General features: G+C 69.9%; 17 protein-coding genes. 3 read left to right on the top strand and 14 right to left on the bottom strand.

What is annotated here, in order from left to right:
- Window positions 1-9 precede the first annotated feature (9 nt).
- Window positions 10-978 carry an alpha/beta fold hydrolase gene (locus OG266_RS42925; RefSeq protein ID WP_371552267.1) on the top strand — a complete coding sequence of 323 codons (969 nt, stop codon included), beginning with the start codon at window positions 10-12 and terminating at the stop codon, window positions 976-978.
- Here the strand turns inward: OG266_RS42925 and OG266_RS42920 are convergent.
- Genes OG266_RS42920 through OG266_RS42900 form a run of 5 tightly spaced genes read right to left on the bottom strand, consistent with a single transcriptional unit; the run spans window position 975 to window position 5,902 of the window.
- Window positions 975-1,478, bottom strand: coding sequence for a carboxymuconolactone decarboxylase family protein (locus OG266_RS42920; RefSeq protein WP_371552266.1), 504 nt, complete (start codon window positions 1,476-1,478; stop codon window positions 975-977). The genes OG266_RS42925 and OG266_RS42920 overlap by 4 nt on opposite strands.
- 40 nt (window positions 1,479-1,518) lie before the next feature.
- The gene (locus OG266_RS42915; protein WP_371552265.1) at window positions 1,519-2,976 is read right to left on the bottom strand and encodes a carboxylesterase/lipase family protein; all 1,458 of its coding nucleotides are present in this window, start codon (window positions 2,974-2,976) and stop codon (window positions 1,519-1,521) included.
- Window positions 2,973-4,193 carry an amidohydrolase family protein gene (locus tag OG266_RS42910; protein ID WP_371552264.1) on the bottom strand — a complete coding sequence of 407 codons (1,221 nt, stop codon included), beginning with the start codon at window positions 4,191-4,193 and terminating at the stop codon, window positions 2,973-2,975. Before OG266_RS42910 ends, OG266_RS42915 begins: the two co-directional genes overlap by 4 nt.
- Entirely contained in the window at window positions 4,190-5,023 is an 834-nt protein-coding gene (locus tag OG266_RS42905) for a fumarylacetoacetate hydrolase family protein (protein WP_371552263.1), read from the bottom strand. The genes OG266_RS42910 and OG266_RS42905 overlap by 4 nt, the downstream gene beginning before the upstream one ends.
- A gap of 6 nt (window positions 5,024-5,029) precedes the next feature.
- Window positions 5,030-5,902: a fumarylacetoacetate hydrolase family protein gene (locus OG266_RS42900; RefSeq protein WP_371552262.1), complete on the bottom strand. Its 873-nt coding sequence runs from the start codon at window positions 5,900-5,902 to the stop codon at window positions 5,030-5,032.
- 107 nt (window positions 5,903-6,009) lie between these two features.
- On the opposite strand from OG266_RS42900, the gene OG266_RS42895 reads away from it, so the two are divergent.
- Together OG266_RS42895 and OG266_RS42890 are read left to right on the top strand one after the other, a co-directional pair.
- The gene (locus OG266_RS42895) at window positions 6,010-6,762 is read left to right on the top strand and encodes an SDR family NAD(P)-dependent oxidoreductase (protein ID WP_371552261.1); all 753 of its coding nucleotides are present in this window, start codon (window positions 6,010-6,012) and stop codon (window positions 6,760-6,762) included.
- Window positions 6,763-6,805: 43 nt separating this feature from the next.
- Window positions 6,806-7,588 carry an SDR family NAD(P)-dependent oxidoreductase gene (locus OG266_RS42890; protein ID WP_371552260.1) on the top strand — a complete coding sequence of 261 codons (783 nt, stop codon included), beginning with the start codon at window positions 6,806-6,808 and terminating at the stop codon, window positions 7,586-7,588.
- A 165-nt stretch (window positions 7,589-7,753) separates the two neighbouring features.
- Here the strand turns inward: OG266_RS42890 and OG266_RS42885 are convergent, their stop codons facing one another.
- The 9 genes from OG266_RS42885 to OG266_RS42845 form a co-directional block, all read right to left on the bottom strand.
- Entirely contained in the window at window positions 7,754-9,730 is a 1,977-nt protein-coding gene (locus OG266_RS42885) for a hypothetical protein (RefSeq protein WP_371552259.1), read from the bottom strand.
- 119 nt (window positions 9,731-9,849) lie between these two features.
- Window positions 9,850-10,260 carry a VOC family protein gene (locus OG266_RS42880; protein WP_266470113.1) on the bottom strand — a complete coding sequence of 137 codons (411 nt, stop codon included), beginning with the start codon at window positions 10,258-10,260 and terminating at the stop codon, window positions 9,850-9,852.
- 2 nt (window positions 10,261-10,262) lie between these two features.
- Entirely contained in the window at window positions 10,263-11,117 is an 855-nt protein-coding gene (locus OG266_RS42875) for an ABC transporter ATP-binding protein (protein ID WP_371552258.1), read from the bottom strand.
- Entirely contained in the window at window positions 11,114-11,914 is an 801-nt protein-coding gene (locus OG266_RS42870) for an ABC transporter permease (RefSeq protein ID WP_371552257.1), read from the bottom strand. Before OG266_RS42870 ends, OG266_RS42875 begins: the two co-directional genes overlap by 4 nt.
- Before the next feature lie 30 nt (window positions 11,915-11,944).
- Window positions 11,945-12,712 (bottom strand): ABC transporter permease, encoded by a 768-nt coding sequence (locus OG266_RS42865; RefSeq protein WP_266470108.1) that lies wholly within the window; start codon window positions 12,710-12,712, stop codon window positions 11,945-11,947.
- 4 nt (window positions 12,713-12,716) lie between these two features.
- Entirely contained in the window at window positions 12,717-13,736 is a 1,020-nt protein-coding gene (locus OG266_RS42860; protein ID WP_329549409.1) for an ABC transporter substrate-binding protein, read from the bottom strand.
- 26 nt (window positions 13,737-13,762) lie between these two features.
- Window positions 13,763-15,163: an FAD-binding oxidoreductase gene (locus tag OG266_RS42855; protein ID WP_371552256.1), complete on the bottom strand. Its 1,401-nt coding sequence runs from the start codon at window positions 15,161-15,163 to the stop codon at window positions 13,763-13,765.
- A 99-nt stretch (window positions 15,164-15,262) separates the two neighbouring features.
- Window positions 15,263-16,192 (bottom strand): amidohydrolase, encoded by a 930-nt coding sequence (locus tag OG266_RS42850; RefSeq protein WP_266470104.1) that lies wholly within the window; start codon window positions 16,190-16,192, stop codon window positions 15,263-15,265.
- Complete coding sequence (locus OG266_RS42845) at window positions 16,185-17,012, bottom strand: SDR family NAD(P)-dependent oxidoreductase (RefSeq protein WP_266470102.1); 828 nt, start codon at window positions 17,010-17,012, stop codon at window positions 16,185-16,187. Before OG266_RS42845 ends, OG266_RS42850 begins: the two co-directional genes overlap by 8 nt.
- Window positions 17,013-17,119: the final 107 nt, after the last annotated feature.

The raw sequence follows: 17,119 nt of genomic DNA, 5'->3' as shown, positions 1-17,119 counted from the left end.
GGAGGAACGATGCGAAGCGAACGAATCACAACCACCCCCGGTACGGGGCCGAGTCGACGCGCCGTCGTAGGCGGCGCGGCACTGGCCGCGCTCGCGGTGGCGGGCGCCGGCTCCGGCACTGCCGAGGCTGCCTTGGCTGCCGCTCAGGAAGATGCGTGGCAGCCGGTTCCCGTTCCCGATCAGGTGCCGGTGACGGAGTATCAGGTCCCCGTCCCGGGGGACGGGAGCCTGTGGTGCTGGGACACCGGCGGCAGCGGGGAGGCAATCGTACTGTTGCACCCCGGTTCGGGCAGCGGCGAGAGCTGGCCGTACCAACAGCCGGTGCTGGCGCGTGCGGGGTTCAGGGTGATCGGCTACTCGCGGCGCGGGGCGTACGGCTCGGTGGCCGGGACGAAGACCGCAGCGGACACCGCTTCCGGGGACCTCAACACCCTCGCCGACCATCTCGGCCTGGGCCGCTTCCACCTCTCCGGCTCGGCGGCCGGCGGCCCCGTCGCCCTGGACTACGCCCTCTCGTATCCGGACCGGCTGCGCAGCCTCACCGTCTCCGGCAGCATCATGGGCATCCAGGACGCCGAGTACCAGGAACTGACCTCCGCGCTGCAGCCCGACCCGTTCGGTGACATGCCCGTCGACTTCAAGGAGTTGGGGCCCTCGTACCGCGGCGGCGACCGGGACGGCGTCGCGGCCTGGCTGGCGATCAACGCCCGGGCCAGGACCGCCGACGCGTTCGCGCAGTCGCTCGCGCATGAGATCACCTGGGCGGCTCTGGAGACGCTGACCCTGCCCGTCCAACTCATCACCGGGGACGCCGACTTGTACAGTCCGCCCTCCGTGATGCGCCTCAACGCCGGGCACCTGAGCGACTGCGAGACGCACGTCGTCCGCGAGGCGGGCCACAACCCGCACTGGGAACAGCCCGCCGCCTGGAACCGGCTGCTGCTCACCTTCGTGAAGCGGCACGGCCGCAGGCGTTAGATCTCCAGGGCGACCAGGAAGCGGGACACCATGTTGTACGCGGCTGCGGTGGCGGTCAGTTCCACCAGTTCCGGCTCGCTGAAGTCGGCCCGCAGGGCGTCGAACAGTTCCTCCGGGACGTGAACGTCGCGGGTCATCGCGTCGGTGTACGCGATGACCCGCCGCTGCCGTGCGTCGAGCCGCGGGTGCGCGGCGGCGTGCTCCTCGCGCACCGCCGTGAGCTGGGCGTCGTCGAGACCGGCGCGGCGGGCCTCGGGCTCGTGCGCGGTCCACTCGTACGCGGCCCTGTTGAGGACGGCGACCCGCAGGATCACGAGTTCCCGGATGTCGGCGGGCAGGGCGATGCGCTGTCGGATCGCACCGAGCAGGCTGTTCCAGCCGTCGGCCAGCTGCGGGCTGTGCAGCAGCATGCGGTCGAGCGGGTGCAGCGCGCCGCCGCGCCGCTCGCGGATGCGCGCGGCGATCTCGCCGGCGCCGTCGGTCTCCGGCAGTCGTGCCATGTAGCGTTCCTTTCGAGAAGGCATCCCAAGGGGGCTGCTGTCACAGTGGGCGAGGGATCCGCGCCAGGAGCCGCATCGCCTCCAGCCGGTCGAGGACGCCCGCCTCGACGGTGTCGCCGAACACCATCACCTCAGCGCCGGTGAAAGCCGGCCATGCCGGCAACCCGCCCCCGTTCGGGTCCCCCGTACCGGCGAAGCGGGCCCAGGCGTCCGCCATCGTGCGCGCCAGTTCGCGGTCCGTTTCGCTCCAGGGCCAGGCACGCTGGTCCAAGTTGTCGAGCACATAGGGGAGTTCGGCGGTGTGGTGGACGCCGTAGTCCGGCAGGCCGTCGGGTGGGGGCGCCAGGTCGAGCCGGGGTGGGAGCGGTGGGGTGCGGGCGAAGCGGTACATCCACGTGCGGGCCGATTCCCGGTGAGCGTTCGCCCACTGCCACACGGGGTGAACGAAGCGACTCTCTCCGGTGAACTGCCGTGCGGTACGCCGGGCTTGGTCGATATTCCGTACGGGGTACACCTCGTCGGAGCCGGGCTCCACCGGAAGTCTCCGCAGGGCGTCCAGCGAGTTGTACACGGATCCCTCGTCGAGGTTGGTGCCCACGAGCAGCGGTACGGCGTGCTGTCGCCCGGCCGCAAAGACCTCGTCGGTGGTCTCGGTCAGCACGCGGCCGTCGACGATCGGACCGAAGTGTCCCTTCAGGATCAGTTCCACCCCGCCGAGACGCCGCAGTCCGGCGATGCTCCGGTCCCCGAACTCCTCCGCCCAGCGCAGCCCTTGTTTCTGCGCAGCGGCCTGGTCCGGCAGCGGCCCTTCGGCGCGCCCGACGCCCGAGGCGCTCTGGCCGATGGCCGCGCGGAAGAGGGGCCAGGCCGCCGTCGACGCCATGAGGTGGCAGATGTGCGCGGCGCCGGCGGAGTTGCCCGCGAGGGTCACCCGGTCGGGGTCGCCGCCGAAGGCCGCAATGTTCTCGCGGACCCACGTGAGGGCGGCGACGATGTCGAGGAGCCCGTAGTTGCCGGCTGCGCCGAGGTCGTCCTCGGCGGCCAGTTCGGGGTGGGCGAGGAAGCCGAGTGCGCCGAGCCGGTGGTTGAGGGTGACGACCACGAGGCCGCGACGGGCCATCTCGCGACCGTCGTGGACATCCTGGCCGCCGTGCCCGTAACGATTGCCGCCGCCGTGGATCCACACCATCACCGGCAGCCCCGCCGACGGCTCAGGCGTCCACACATTCAGGTAGAGGCAGTCCTCGCTCATCACCAGGGCCCGCCGGTCGGCGAAGTTGGTGTGGTACATGATCGAGTCGCGGGGCGGCTGCGGCTGGAGGGGGGCGGGGCCGAAGTAGTACGCGCTTCGCTCGCCGTCCCACGCGGGGGCCGGCCGGGGCGGCCGCCAGCGCAGCTCGCCGACCGGCGGCTCCGCGAAGGGGATGCCTCGGAAGACTGCCACTCCGGCGTCCCACTCCCCCACGAGCCGTCCGGAGTTCGTACGGGTCCGGATCACCGGGCCGCCTTGTGCAACACGCCGTCCTTCATGATCGCCACCAGCCGGTGGCGGTCCTGGAGGATGCGGATGTCGGACAGGGGGTCACCGTCGACGAGCACGAGATCGGCGAGGAACCCCGGCCGGATCAGGCCGAGTTCGTCCTCCATCCCCATGATCTGGCCGCCGTACTGAGTCGCGGCCCGCAGAGCTTGTGCGGGGGTGAAGCCGAACCAGTCGACGAAGAGTTCGAGGTCATGGAGGTTGCGGCCTACGGGGTTCCAGGCGAAGCCGTAGTCGCCGCCGGGGACGACCCGCACCCCGCGCCGGACGAGTTCGGGCACGACCTGGCGTACGGCCTTCGCGGTTGCCTCGACCTCCATGCCGGGCTCGGGTTCGCTGTCGGCCTCGTACAGGTTGGCGTGGATGATGCCGGGGGTCGGCGCGACGAAGATCCGGTCGCGGGCGGCCTCCAGGAGGTCGAGTGCCTCCTCGTCGGCGAAGGTGCAGTGGTAGACGGCGCGTATGCCGTGGCGTACGGCCATCTTGATGGACTCGGCTGCGTGTGCGTGCGCGGTGAGCCAGACGCCACGCCACTGGGCGGCGAGGGACGCGGCGGCCACCTCCTCCTCCGTGAACTGCACGATCCGCGAGGTTCCCTGGACCACCGCGCTCTCGCCGGAGAGCGACAACTTGACGATGTCGACGCCCAGTACGGCCATGCTCTCGACGAAACGGGAGACCGACTCCGGGTCGGAGGCGCGGCCGGCGGTGCCCGGGAAGTCGTACACGCCGGGCTCGACCATGCCGGCGCTGCCCTCCCAGGACGCGGCCTTGAGGCGCGGCCCCGGCATCCAGCCCTCGGCGAACGCCTTGCGGGCCGCGGTCTCCGTACGGGGCAGCCGGTTGCCTCCCGAGTACGCGCTGGTGATGCCGTGGTCGAGCAGAACGCGGCCGGCGTGCGCCACGAGCAGGGCCTTCTCCTCCTCCGGTTCGTCCCGGCGCAGGGACCGGTGCTCGACCGTGGAGCCGAAGCCCAGGTGCGCATGGGCGTCGATCAGGCCGGGGATGAGGGTGCCGCCGCCTCCGTCGATCACGCGGGCCGCCCGCCGCTGGTCGGCGGGGATGTTGTCGGCCACGGCGGCGATCCGGTTGCCCTCGACGAGGACCTCCGCGGGCAGGGGATCGCGTCCGGTGCCGTCGAAGACCCGGACGTCGGTGAAGAGGGTGGGGGTCATGGCGTCCTCCGGAAATGGTGCCGCATCTCGCCGACTCCGCCGATACGGCTGACCAGTTCGTCGTCGGGGGTCAGAAAACGCTGCGGCACGCGGCGGTTGCCGACACCCGCCGGTGTGCCGGTGAAGATCAGGTCGCCGGGCAGGAGCGTGCAGAAGTCGCTGAGATAGGAGACGAGTCGGGGTATCGGGAAGATCATGTTGCCGGTGCGGTCGTGCTGCACGGCCTGTCCCGACAGTTCGCAGGTCAACTCCAGGTCGTCCCGGTCCGGGACCTCGTCGAGGCTGACCAGCGCGGGCCCGATCGGGCCGAACCCGGGGTAGGACTTGCCAAGCGAGAACTGGGCCGGTCGGCCCGCGAGTTGGCTGATCCGCTCGGACAGGTCCTGGCCGACGGTGAGCGCCACGACCGGATCCCAGCCCTTCTCCACCGGTACACGATGGGCCTCTCGGCCGATGACGGCGACCAGCTCCAGTTCCCAGTCGACGTGTCCTGGTGGCAGCTCGATCGTGGCGTACGGGCCGGTGAGACAGGTCGGGAACTTGGTGAAGACCAGAGGCGCGGCCGGTTCCTCGTATCCCGCCTCCGCCGTGTGGGGGCGGTAGTTGAGGGCGACGGCGAAGATCTGGCGGGGGGCCCGGACGGGGGCCTCCAGGTCGGCCTCGTCGTACGGGCGCGCGAGCGAGGGGTCGGCTCCCGGCGCCCAGGCGGCGAGGTCGTCCCACTGCTCGAAGAGATCACCCGTGAAACGGCCCTCACTGGCGGCGGCCACATCGATGGCGCCTTCCGGAGTCAACAGCACGGTACGACCGGCGAGTTGTGCGATTCGCATACCGGATCAGACCCACTGCTCGGCGGGCGGTTCCGGAGTCCCGTACGCGTCCTGCCAGGACACCACCGGGTTGCGCAGGACACCCAGGCCCTCGATCTCGGCCTCGACGACGTCACCGGGGCGGAGATAGTTCGCGAAGGGGTCCGCGGTGCTCGCCGCGACCCCGGCGATGGTGCCGGTGGTGATGATGTCGCCGGCGCTGTAGATCTGCGGCGAGTGGTAGGCGACCAGTTGCGGGATCGACACCGACATGCGGGAGGTGTTGGACTTCTGGCGTACGTCGCCGTTGACGCGCAGCTCCATGTCCAGGTTGTGCGGGTCGTCGATCTCGTCCGCGGTGACGATGTAGGGGCCGATGGGGCAGAACGTGTCGATGCCCTTGGAGAAGGAGAACACCCCCGACTCCATCTCCTTGCGCTGGATGTCGCGTGCGGTGATGTCGTTGAAGACCAGGTATCCGGCGATGTGTTCCGCGGCCTGCTCGGCGGAGAAGAACTTGCCGGGTCTGCCGATGACGACGGCGAGTTCGAGCTCGTAGTCCATCTCCCGGGTGAGGTTCGCGGGATACACGACCGGCTCTTCCGGACCGATGATCGCGTCCACGTTCTGGAAGAAGACGATGCCCTTGTTGACCGGGTGGGACCAGTCGACACGGACCAGGTCCTCGTGGTGCTCCCGGAAGTTGCCCGCCGTGTGGAAGAACTTCTTCGGCACGATCGGAGCGCGCAGGCGCACCTCGGCGAGCGGGAACGTCCGTCCCGTCTCGCCCACTTGCCCCTCGCGGTCGAAGAACGCGCGAGTCGACGGGACATCGAGTTCCACAACGGTCTCGCCGTCGAGACGACCCACGAGCCCCTCGTCGAACGTCACCAGCTTCATCAGAACCACTCCTAACTGTCGACAGTCAGCCTGCCCAGCACGCCATTCAACGTCAAGAGTCGCGCAAAGTGTGGACACAAATCACAGCCGTGGCTTACGGTCCGGACATGCGGACGACATGGAAATTCGCCGGTACGCGTGCCTTGGTCGCGGGTGCCGGAGGGATCGGCGCGGCGGTGAGCACGGCGCTTGCGGAGGCAGGCGCAACGGTGCTCGTCCTCGACGTCGATGAGACCAAGTTGGGCAAGCTCCCCCAGGGAACAGGCGCGGGCTCGGTGAACGGCCTCACCGCCGACCTCACTTCGGCCGCCGCCTGCCGTACGGCCGTCGACAGATCCGTACAACTACTGGGCGGCCTCGATGTGTTCGTGCACGCGGTCGGTGTCAATGACCGCAGGCCGGTCCTCGACACACCCGACGAGGTGTGGGAGCGGCTGCTCGCCGTCAACCTCAACAGCGCGTTCTGGCTGGGCCGCGCCGTCGGCGCGGTCATGGTTCCGGCCGGTCACGGGCGGATCGTCTTCCTGTCGTCCGTGTCCGGGGTGCTCGCACACAAGGACCATGCGCCGTACGCGGCCACCAAGGGCGGCGTCAACCAGCTCATGCGGGTGATGGCACGCGAATGGGCCGCCGACGGAGTCACCGTCAACGCCGTGGCGCCCGGCTACACCGAGACCGACCTCACGCGCGCCTATCTCGCCGAGCCCGGCAGGCGCACGGCCATGGAGGCGCTCGTACCGGCCGGGCGACTCGGCCGGCCCGACGACCTGACGGGGCCGGTCCTCTTCCTCTCCTCCGACGCGTCCGCGTTCGTCACCGGGCAGGTGCTGTACGCCGACGGCGGGCGGACTCTCGTATGACCTGCGCAGCACCGAACCTTCTGCTCACTCGAACGGAGATCCCATGACTGCCGTCCCCGAACGCTTCACCGGCAAGACCGTCCTCGTCACCGGAGCCGGCACCGGATTCGGCGCCGAGATCGCGGTGCGGGCCGCGCGGGAGGGCGCCGATGTCGCGATCCACTACCGCAGTTCGCGCGAGGGTGCCGAGGCCACGGCGGAGCGCGTCACGGCGCTCGGCCGCAAGGCCGTCGTCGTACAGGCCGACATCTCCGAGCACGCGCAGATCCAGCGCCTGGCCGACGAGGTGTGGGCGCACTTCGGCCGACTGGACGTGGCCGTCAACAACGTCGGCGATGTGGCCCGCGAGCAGATGTCCTGGCGGGACATCACGGAGGAGTCCATCGACCACGTCCTCGCCGTCGACATCAAGGGCACGCTGCTGTGCACCCATGAGTTCGGCGCGCGGATGCTGAAGCAGGAGGGCGGCGGCGCCATCGTCAACATCGGCTCCACGGTGGTGGTGCGTGGCAGCGCCCGCGCCCCGCAGTACGCGGCGGCCAAGTACGGCATCATCGGCCTGACCAAGTCGTACGCGCATGCCTTCGCGCCCGACGTCCGCGTGAACGTCTTCGCGCCGGGCTTCATCGAGACGAAGGCCACCCTCGGCCGCGAGGACTGGCGGAGCGGGCGAGGTGAGCAGCTGCGCGCGGCCACACCGATGGGGCGCATTCCGGGTCCGGAGCAGCTCGCGGGCACGGCCCTCTTCCTCGCCACGGAGGATGCGCAGCACATCACCGGTGGGTTCCTTGTCGCGGACGGCGGTTACAACATGATCGGAGCGTAGGCGCTCCGCTTGGGGGCGCGGGTTTTCGGCTGCGGGTCGGTGGGGGCTGGTCGCGCAGCTCCCCGCGCCCCTTACGGGCGGGCGCTCCTGCCCCTCCCAATAAATACTCCGGCCCCCGGGATTCGGTTCGCATCCACCCGGGGGCCGGTCTTTCTTGCTGTCTCGCTACGCCACAGTCAGCGTGAGCGACCCGGTGTAGGTCGTGCCCGGGGTGATGGCCGTTGCCGTGCCATCCACCGTCAGGGTTACGGTCCTGCCCGCCGGGGCGGTGACGGAGGCGCCGGAGCCGATGGTCAGCGCGCTGAGGTAGGAGGTGCCGGCGACCGTCCAAGTGGCGCCGTTCTTCAGGGTCACGATGACACCGTTGTTGACCACCGCCTGGGCGGTGTTGGTCACCTCACCGATCTCCCGGTACTCGGCCACGGTGATGGTGGAGACGCTGTGCTTGGTGGCGGACGCGGAGATGACACCCTCGACGGTGGAGGCGTCGAAGGTGAGCACCAGGTTCTGGCCCTGCAGGTTCGCGTTGCCGCCGCCCCGGACTGAGTTGTAGAAGTCGCCCTTCAAGGAGATGTCCGTGAACGTGGCGGCCGAGTCCGCCGTCTGGGCGCTGGTGGTGACCCAGGTCGACGACTTGGCGGGACTGCCGGTGGGCTCCGTGTAACTGCCGATCGTCTCGCTGCTCCACGGCTTGCCCGACACCTGGACACTGCTGGGCCGGTCGGTATCCATCAGTTGGAAGATGACCCCGTTGCCGGCCTCGATCGTGGCGCCGTCGGAACCGTCCACGGAGACGGTCGCCGCGGAGGCCTTCGAGAGGAAGGTGGTCTTCCCCGTCCTGACCCGGGTCCCGCCGTCGATGGTCACGGCCGAGGCGCCGTACCACATGAAGCCGAAGCGCCCGGAAGTGAGGTCGTTGGACTGCACGGGCAGTGCGGCCAGCTCCCGGCTGGTCAGCCCGAGTTCCAGACCCGTGTTCAGCTCGGCGACCGCCGCCTTGGTGCTGTCGCCGTAGTGGACGGTCCCGCTCCAGGTGATCAGCACGTAGTCGCCGACGTCGTAGCGCGAGCCGAGGATGTGCTCGGTCACATTGCCGATGGCGTACGACCCGTAGCCGACCCCGCCCGTGTTGGCGATCTCGCTGTTGATGACGGTCAGCGTGCAGTTGCTGCCGCCGTCGACGGACAGCGCGCCCCAGTTCTCGGACGAGACCCGGGAGTTGATGTAGCTGGCCCTGGTGTTGGCGCCCAGCAGGTTGGTGGTCCGGACGTTGCCCGACAGGCCGAGCATCCAGGGCACAGTGATCATGTACTTGGTGTCGCCGGTGCCGGAGGCGGGGTACTCGTCGGGCACGGTGCCGTCGGCGCAGTGGAGCGTGGAGTTCTTGACGATGACATTGGCGGTGGCGTCCGCGACGACGGCGGTACGGACCACGCCCTGGTTGCTGATGGTCGCGCCGTTGACGACGAGGGTGGTGCCTTCCCCGGTGCCCTGGACGGAGGCGCCGTATCCGATGAAGTCGTTGCGGCCGTTGCCGACGAAGGCGATCTTGGGGTTGGTGAGGGCGTAGCTGCCGCCGCCGGTGACGTAGACGCCGTTGAACGCCTCGCCGTTCGAGGCGAGGCGGATGCCGGTCGCGGCGGAGTCGGTGGCGCAACCGCCGCGTACGTTCGCGAGGACGGACTTCGCCTTGTCGACGCCGTCGGAATCCACGTAGATGGCTTGGCGGAAGGGGAAGGTGAGAGTGCTGAACGCGAGCTTGTTGGACTCGGCCACGGTGATGACGACATCGCCCCGGTAGGTACCGGCGGCGATCGCGGTCGCCGCTCCGCCGTAGCCGTCGGTCAGCAGCGCCAGCTCGCTGCCGGTCTCCACGCTGTTGACGGTCAGGCTCAGGTTGTAGCCGTCGGGGGCCGCGAGGACGCCGCCCTCCTCAATGGTGAGGGAACTGAGTTTGGTGGTCGCGGTGACCTCGACGGTCTCCCCGGAGCCGACGGTGAGCGTCGCACGTGTGGTGGCGGCGCGGGCGGCGGTCGGGATGGCGAGGGCCGGGGCGAAAGCCGCGGCCACTGCCACCAGCAGGGCGCGGGGACGGGCTCTGAAGGTGACTTCACGCTCGGCGAGGGACTTCTTGTGATCCACCGTGAACTTCCTTGTCTTCAGGTGTTTTCGGGCAGGGGGGAGTTGTGGCTGTGCAGGGTTGAGGTGTTTTCGGGCAGGGTTGAGCGGCGGAGTGGGACGGTGGCGAAGGGGCGCCTGCCTCAGGCGCGGTCGATGAGTTCGATGAGGTTTCCGTACGGATCGGACACGAACGCCATCCGGGCGCCGGGGCGCGGAGCCGGGCGCGGGCTCATCCGCACGCCCGCTCCGGCCACGACGAGTCGGTCGAACGCGGCGTCGACCTCGGCCGGGGTGTCGACGCGCAGGCAGAGGTGGCCGAAGCCGAGCGTGGCCGCGGCTTCCAGCGGGGTGTCGGCGGCGAGTCCCGGCGCGGCGTCCGGGCGGTGGAGCAACTCGAGCCGCCATCCGCTGTCATGACGGAGCATCACTCCGCGCAACTCCGTGCCCGGGACGGCGAACGCATGCTCCTCGGTGAGGTCCAGGGCCGCGCGGTACCACCTGGTCGCGGCTGTCAACTCCGGCACGGAAAGGCCCACATGGTCGAGGCGCACGGTCAGACCACCCCCGTACGATCCGCCTTGACGGCTGTGTCCGGCGTGGCTGCCGGGTCCGGCGTGGCTCCCGTATCCGGGGCGCGCTCCCCGCGGATCCGGGCCAGCACCCGGGTGCGCAGCTCGGTGAACCGGGGATCGGCCCGGGTCGACAGCTGATCGCGCTCGCTCCCGAGGGGAATGGTCAGCGTGTCGAGGACGGCGGTCGGCTTCCCCCCGAGGACGATCACCCGGTCGCCGAGGTACACCGCCTCGTCAATGTCGTGCGTGACCACGACGACCGTGATGCCGAGGCGCCGGCGCAGCTCCAGCGTCAAGTCCTCCAGATCGAAGCGGGATTGGGCGTCCACCGAGCCGAATGGTTCGTCCATCAGCAGGACCGGGGCGTCGTAGGCGAGTCCGCGCGCGATGGCCACCCGCTGCTGCATGCCGCCGGAGAGCTGCCAGGGGTACTTGTCGGCGACGTCGGGCAGGCCGACCGCGGCAAGGCACTCCAGGGCGCGCCGCTTGCGCTCGGCACGCCGTACGCCCCTGCCCTGCAGCGGGAACGCCACGTTGTCCCAGACCCGAAGCCAGGGCAGCAGCGAACCGCGGTAGTCCTGGGAGACCACGGCGATGTCCGCGTGCGGCTCGGTCAGCGGCTGTTCTCCGTAGCGCACCGTTCCCGATGTCGGGCGGGTCAGCCCGGCGAGGCAGCGCAGCAGGGTCGTCTTGCCCGCGCCGGAGGGGCCGACCACGCACACCGACTCCCCCGGGTCCACGCGCAGGGTCAGTCCGTCGAGGACCCGGTGTTCCTGCGAGCCCTGTCCGAAGCTCATTCGGAGGTCTTCGACATACAGGCTGGATCCGCGTGTCATACGACGACTCCGTTGCTCTTCTCGATGGTGTCGATGCTCTCGATGGTCGCGGTCTTCGCCGGACGGGCCCGTGGCGCGCGTTGGTGGTACCAGCCGAGAAGGAGGTGCTCGCACAGCAGGAGGAGCACGCTCAGCCCGTATCCGAGGATGCCGATCAGGATGGTGCCGGCCCAGGTCTCGGCGACGTGGAAGCTCGATCCGCTCTGCAGGATGAAATTGCCGAGTCCGTCGGGCGATCCGTAGATCTCGCTGACCACCATGAGGACGACGGCTATGGACAGTGCGACCCGGATACCGGCCAGGATCTGCGGCAGCGCCCCGGGCAGGATCACCCGGCGCAGGCGCAGCCGCCACGGGATGCGGTAGCCGCGCGCGGTCTCGTGCACGGCCGGGCTGATGGCCCGCACCCCGCTGACGGTGTTGAGGAGGATGGGCCACACCGAGCCGAGGAAGATCAGGAAGACCTTCGGGCCCGAGCCGATTCCCAGGGTGAGGATGATGACGGGCACGAAGCCCACGGTCGGTGTCGCGCGGGCGAAGTCGAGCAGCGGGCCCGTCGCGAGGCGCAGGGTGCGGATCTCTCCGATGACCAGCCCCGCGCCCACCCCCACCACGATGGCGAGGGCCAGCCCGAGCACGATGTTGCGCAGGCTGAACAGCAGGTCGCCGAAGAGGCCGCCGTGCGCGAGCTCCGTCCACAGGACGTCCAGGACTTCGGTCAGCGGCGGGAAGTAGAAGCTGGTGCTGCCCGCTGTCGACACGATCAGGACGGCGAACACCACTACAGGGAGCCACAATTGACGCAGTATCGGTTTCCAGGGCACAGGTCACTCACCTCCCGCGAGGGCGGGCGGACGCCAGCGCAGCAGCCGGTGTTCTGCGAACTGCGCGAGCAGCGTGATGGTGTGGCCGATGGCGCCCGCGGTGAGGATGCAGGCGTAGGCCCGTGCCGACGCCCCCGCCTGCTGCGACTCCATGATCATGTGTCCGATGCCGGGGAGCGTGGTGAGCACCTCGACGCCGATGGCCACGAGCACGGAGGTGGTCGCCGCGAGCCGTAGCCCGGTCATGATGGACGGCGCCGCACCGGGCAGGATCACGCGCCGAAAACGCAGCAGGCGCGGGATGCGGTAGCCGTGCACGGTCTCGCGGATCGACGGGGGGACGCTCTGTGCCCCGTACTGGGCCTGCAACAGCACCGGGAAGACGCATGCGATGAAAACGACCGTGGCCTTCATGCCCGGCGTCGAGCCGAGCACCAGCAGGAAGACCGGCAGCAGGGCGATGACGGGGAAGGAGCGCAGGATCTCCATGAGCAGCCGGGAGGACTCCTCGGCCGCCGCGTACACCCCGGTCACCAGTCCCACCGGGATGCCGACGGCGACCGCCACCACCAACCCGGTGACCGCGCCGCGCAGAGTCTCACCGACCGCCTGCCAGAACGCGCCGCTCCCCGCGAGCTGCCAGAAGGCGACGGCGACAGCACGTGGGCCCGGCAGGGCCGTCGAACTGACCAGCCCCGCCGCGGCGATCAGCGCCCACAGCGCCAACACGGCGGCCAGCGCGCCGAGTTGAAGCAGTCGGACCCGCGCCATCGTGCTACTCCTCACTGGAGGTCGTGGTCGGCGCCTGGTCCCAGTACAGGGCTTCGTCCGTGGGCTCCTTGTCCAGCAGCTTGAACTCGTTCATCTTCGTGATGACCGTCCGCATGACGGTGGTGTTGAGCTGGGTGTCGTAGTACGCGGTCTCCTGCTTGTCGATGAAGGCGGCGTCCAGCTGGGTGTACTTCTTGTCGATCGCCCGTACCGCGTCGGGGTTTTCGTTGGCGTAGGTGATCGCCTTGCCGACGGCGTCGATGAACTTCTTCGCCGTGGCGCCGTTCCCGGCGAGGTACTCCTGGCTGGAGAACAGCAATCCCTGGACCATGCCCGGCAGTTCGTTCATGCCCTTGCCGATGACGTTCAGCTTGTCGCTCGTCCTGGCGGCGGCGAAGAACGCGCCGAAGGAGTACACGGCGTCGGTCTTGCCGGAGGTCACGGCGTCTGTGAGTGAAGTGGTGGGCAGGGCGACGAACTTGACCTTGGCCGGGTCGCCGCCGTCCTTCTGGACCAGGTACTCGACGATGAACTGGATGGTGCCGCCCAGGGCCGAGAGCCCGACCGTCTTGCCCTCCAGGTCCGAGAAGGTCGTGATGGCGCTGCTCTTCTTGACCAGCAGCCCGTCCGTGGGGTCGGTCTTCGTCGTCGCGGACTGCAAACCGGTGACGATACGGAGCGGCATGTCCTGGGCCGCGCCCTTGAGGAAGCCCGAGCTGTCCGTCATGGCGAACTGGGCCTCGCCGTTGAGGACGGACGGCGCGTTCTGCGAGGTGTCCTGTGCACCCGCCTTGATGGTGACGTCCAGTCCCGCGTCCTTGAAGTAGCCCTGCTGCTGGGCGATGTAGAGCGGCTCGAAGATGGCGCCGTTGGAACGCAGGACGGTGACCTTGGCCTTGCCGTCGGCGGTCTTCGCCTCGTTGGTGGAGTCACCGCCGCAAGCGGTGGCGGTGAGGGACAGGGCAGCGGTCAACGCCGTGAGGGCGAGGACGGTACGGCGCCGCGGGTTTCTCGAAGTCTCCATGTAACGGTTCTCCTTCAGGGCGGGCTTCAGTGCGTCCGGGCGGGTGCCGCGGCGGCGTAGGCGGTGGTGGATTCCCCGGCGGTCATGTACGTCCGGAACAGTCCGTCGGGGTCGTACTCGGCCCGGATCTCCTCCAGGCGTGCGGCGTTGCTCGGGCTGAGCCCGTGGTCGAAGCGGTCGGCGAGGTTGTTGTCGGAGAACTGCAGCCCCTTCGACAGGTGCTGGATCGCGGCGAGTTCACCGTGTGCCCACCGCTCGTGGGCGAGGTCCTCGGCCGGGTCGGTCCAGCCCGCGTTGGGCGAGAGGTACACCTTGGCCTGGCTGGACCAGCAGGCGTCGGCGCGCTCCGGATGGTGACCCCAGAGCATCCACAGCACATGGCTGGTGGTGTCCGGGATGGAGTCGAACAGCGGCCCGGCCGCGGCCAGGATCCTCTCCACAGGACCGTCGGCCCAGATCCCGTCGAGCGCCCAGCGCATCCCTGCCGGGGTGAGCCGGTCGGCGGCGTCGTACAGCTCCGCCATGGTCGTGTCCTGGGCGACCACCGCACGGACGGCCCGGTCCCGGAAGGGCGCGTCCTCCAGTGGGGCGAGCAGGTTGTCGCCCGTCTCGGAGAAGGCGGTCGCCGTGATGGAGACCGTCTTGCGGTGCGGCCCCGGCGCGCTGTGCCCTCCTGGGGGCAATCCCCCGGACCCCCACCCCACCTTCGCCGAGAACTCGACCGCGGGCGAAAGGCTTTCGAGCGTGTCGTACGCCCAGGCCAGCACCTCGTCGCGCAGTTCGAGCGGATAGCTGTGCACGGTCCGCAGGATGCGGCGTGGTCGCTCGTGGAGGCGGAGGTGGAAGCGGGTGACCACGCCGAAGAAGCCGGGCCCGCTCCCCCGCGCCGCCCACAGCAGCTCGGGGTGCGAGGCGTCGGTGGCGTGTACCAGGGTGCCGTCGGCCAGCACCACGTCGATCGCCTCGATGCTCAGGCAGGCGGGGCCGAGCCGGCGCGAGTTCCAGCCGTAGCCGCCGCCGAGGACGAACCCGCCGATCCCGACCGTCGGTGCGTGTCCGGTAGGGAAGAACAGGCCGTGCGGCTCCACGGCTTCCACCAGCGCGGGCCCCTTGGCGGCGGGCTGTACGGCCGCGGTACGGGCCACCGGGTCGACGGATATCTCCTGCAGCCTCGAGAGGTCGAGGAGCATTCCGCCGTCCCGCACTCCGTTGCCCACCCAGCTGTGGCCGCCGGAACGGATACCGATGATCAGCCCCTCACGGCGGGCCAGGCGTACGGCCGCCACGACGTCCTGCTCGTTCTCGGCGAGCACGATGACGTCCGGGTGGCGGGCGGGCTTGCGTTCGTTCCAGACGGCGTCGAGGCGAACCTGTTCGTATGCCTCGTCACCGCGCCGGATGAGGCTGCCCTGAGACAACTCAAGCATGGCCGTTCTCCTCACGCGGGGTTCGAGTCGGGACACTACTGTCGACACTTTCGGCCTTCAAGGGGTGTGACAATGAAATGCCTGCCATCTCTGCCGACACTAGCGAGTTGACGGGAAGTCGAAGAGGTCCGCCGGGTTGTGGACCATCAGCCGCCGCAAGTGCCCGGGGTCGGGGGCGATCCGCTCGATGAGATCCACGAGCAACCCGTCGTCCGGTGCGTCACCGGTGATGTTCACGTGCGGATAGTCGGTCCCCCACAGCACCCGCTCGGGCGCGTACGCGACGAGGGAGGCAGCCAGCTCGACGGCGTCGGTGTACGGCGGCCCCTGCCGGGAGACCCGGTCGACCCCGCTGACCTTCAGCCACACGTCCCCGGTGTCGAGGAGGGCGCGCAGGCTGCGCAGAGCGGGGCTGTCCCGTCCGGCGGCAAGGTCGACGCGCCCGATGTGGTCGACCACCGCCCTGCCGGGCAGCGCACGCACGAGGTCCTCCAGCACGGTGATCTCCTCACCCCTGACATGGAGTTGGGCCGCCCAGCCGAGCCCGTCGACGCGCTCGAGGACCGAGTCGATCTCGGCACGGGTGGGCGGAGTCCGCAGATGGGGCAGGAAATTGAGGCGGAAGGCCCGCACCCCGGCTCGGTGCAACTCCTCGATCTCGGCCCGTGTCGTCGACTCGCCGATCAGCGCCACCCCGCGCAGCCGGCCGCCGCCGGACTTCAGCGCGTCCAAGAGCACGCGAGGGTCGTGGCCGTGGCACGAGGACTGCACGATCACGGCCCGGGTCAGTCCCAAGTGGGCATGCACGGCGAAGAGTTGCTCCTTCGGCGCGTCGACTGGGGTGAAGGTGCGGTCCGGGTCGTACGGGAAGACGTCGGCCGGGCCGAAGATGTGGCAGTGGGCGTCACAACTGTCCGGCGGGAGCGCGAGCGTGGGCGTGCGGGGCGCCGGGTGCGGGGGCGGGCAGCCGGGCGAGGGCGTCAACTCGGGTGCTCGGACGGCGTGCCGGGTCGCCGAGGGCTCAGTCACAGCGTGCCGTCATTCCGCCGTCGACGACGATTTCCGTGCCGGTGACGAAGCGGGCCTCGTCGGAGGCGAGGAACAGGGCGGCGTACGCCGTGTCGCGGCCGTCACCCATGAAACCGAGCGGGATGCGGGCCTGCCGCTGCGCGAGCAGCTTCGCCACATCGCCGCCGGCCCGCTGCCCGGCGAGACGGGCCTCGACCATCGGGGTGTGCAGCTGTCCGGGGACGACGGTGTTCACCCGGATTCCGTCGGGGGCGAACTCGACGGCGGTCACCCGGGACAGCTGGATGACGGCCGCCTTGGCCGCCGCGTAGCCGACCTGGGCGGCGCCGGTCCAGCGCAGCCCGGACGCCGAAGCGGTGTTGACGATCGCCCCGCCGCCGCCGCGCCGCATCACCGGAATGACGTGCTTGCAGGCGAGAAAGGCGCTGGTGAGATTGGTGCGCAGTTGGCCGTCCCAGTCCTCCAGGCTCAGTTCGACGGCGCCGCCCGCACGCGAGCCGCCGACATTGTTGACCAGGATGTCGATCCGCCCCGCCCGCTGCTCGCACTCGGCGAAGAAGTCCTGGACGGCGGCGGGTTCGGTGACGTCGAGGACCGCGGTGTGCGCGGTGCCGCCCTCGTTCCGGATCTGCTGTGCGGTCAGCTCCAGGGACTCCTTGTCCCTGTCGGTCAGGAAGACGGTGGCGCCTTCCCGGGCGAAGATCACGGCGGTGGCGCGGCCGTTGCCCCAGCCGGGGCCGACGCTGCCGGCGCCGCTGATGACGGCGATCCGGCCGGCCAGCCGGCCGGGGGGCCGCGGATCGGGCGCGTCTTGGGTCACGGGGATCTCCCTCGGTCGGAGCAGGTCGGATCACTGGGACAGGCCTCGCAACCGGCAGGTGAGGCACCGGTCGTCGAGCGGCCGGCGGATGAGCCGCCAACCGCGGA

This window comes from Streptomyces sp. NBC_00554 (assembly GCF_041431135.1).
Classification (GTDB): Bacteria; Actinomycetota; Actinomycetes; order Streptomycetales; family Streptomycetaceae; genus Streptomyces.
The sequence above is the reverse complement of the archived record's forward strand: the minus strand, read 5'-3'. Positions and strand labels throughout refer to the sequence as shown.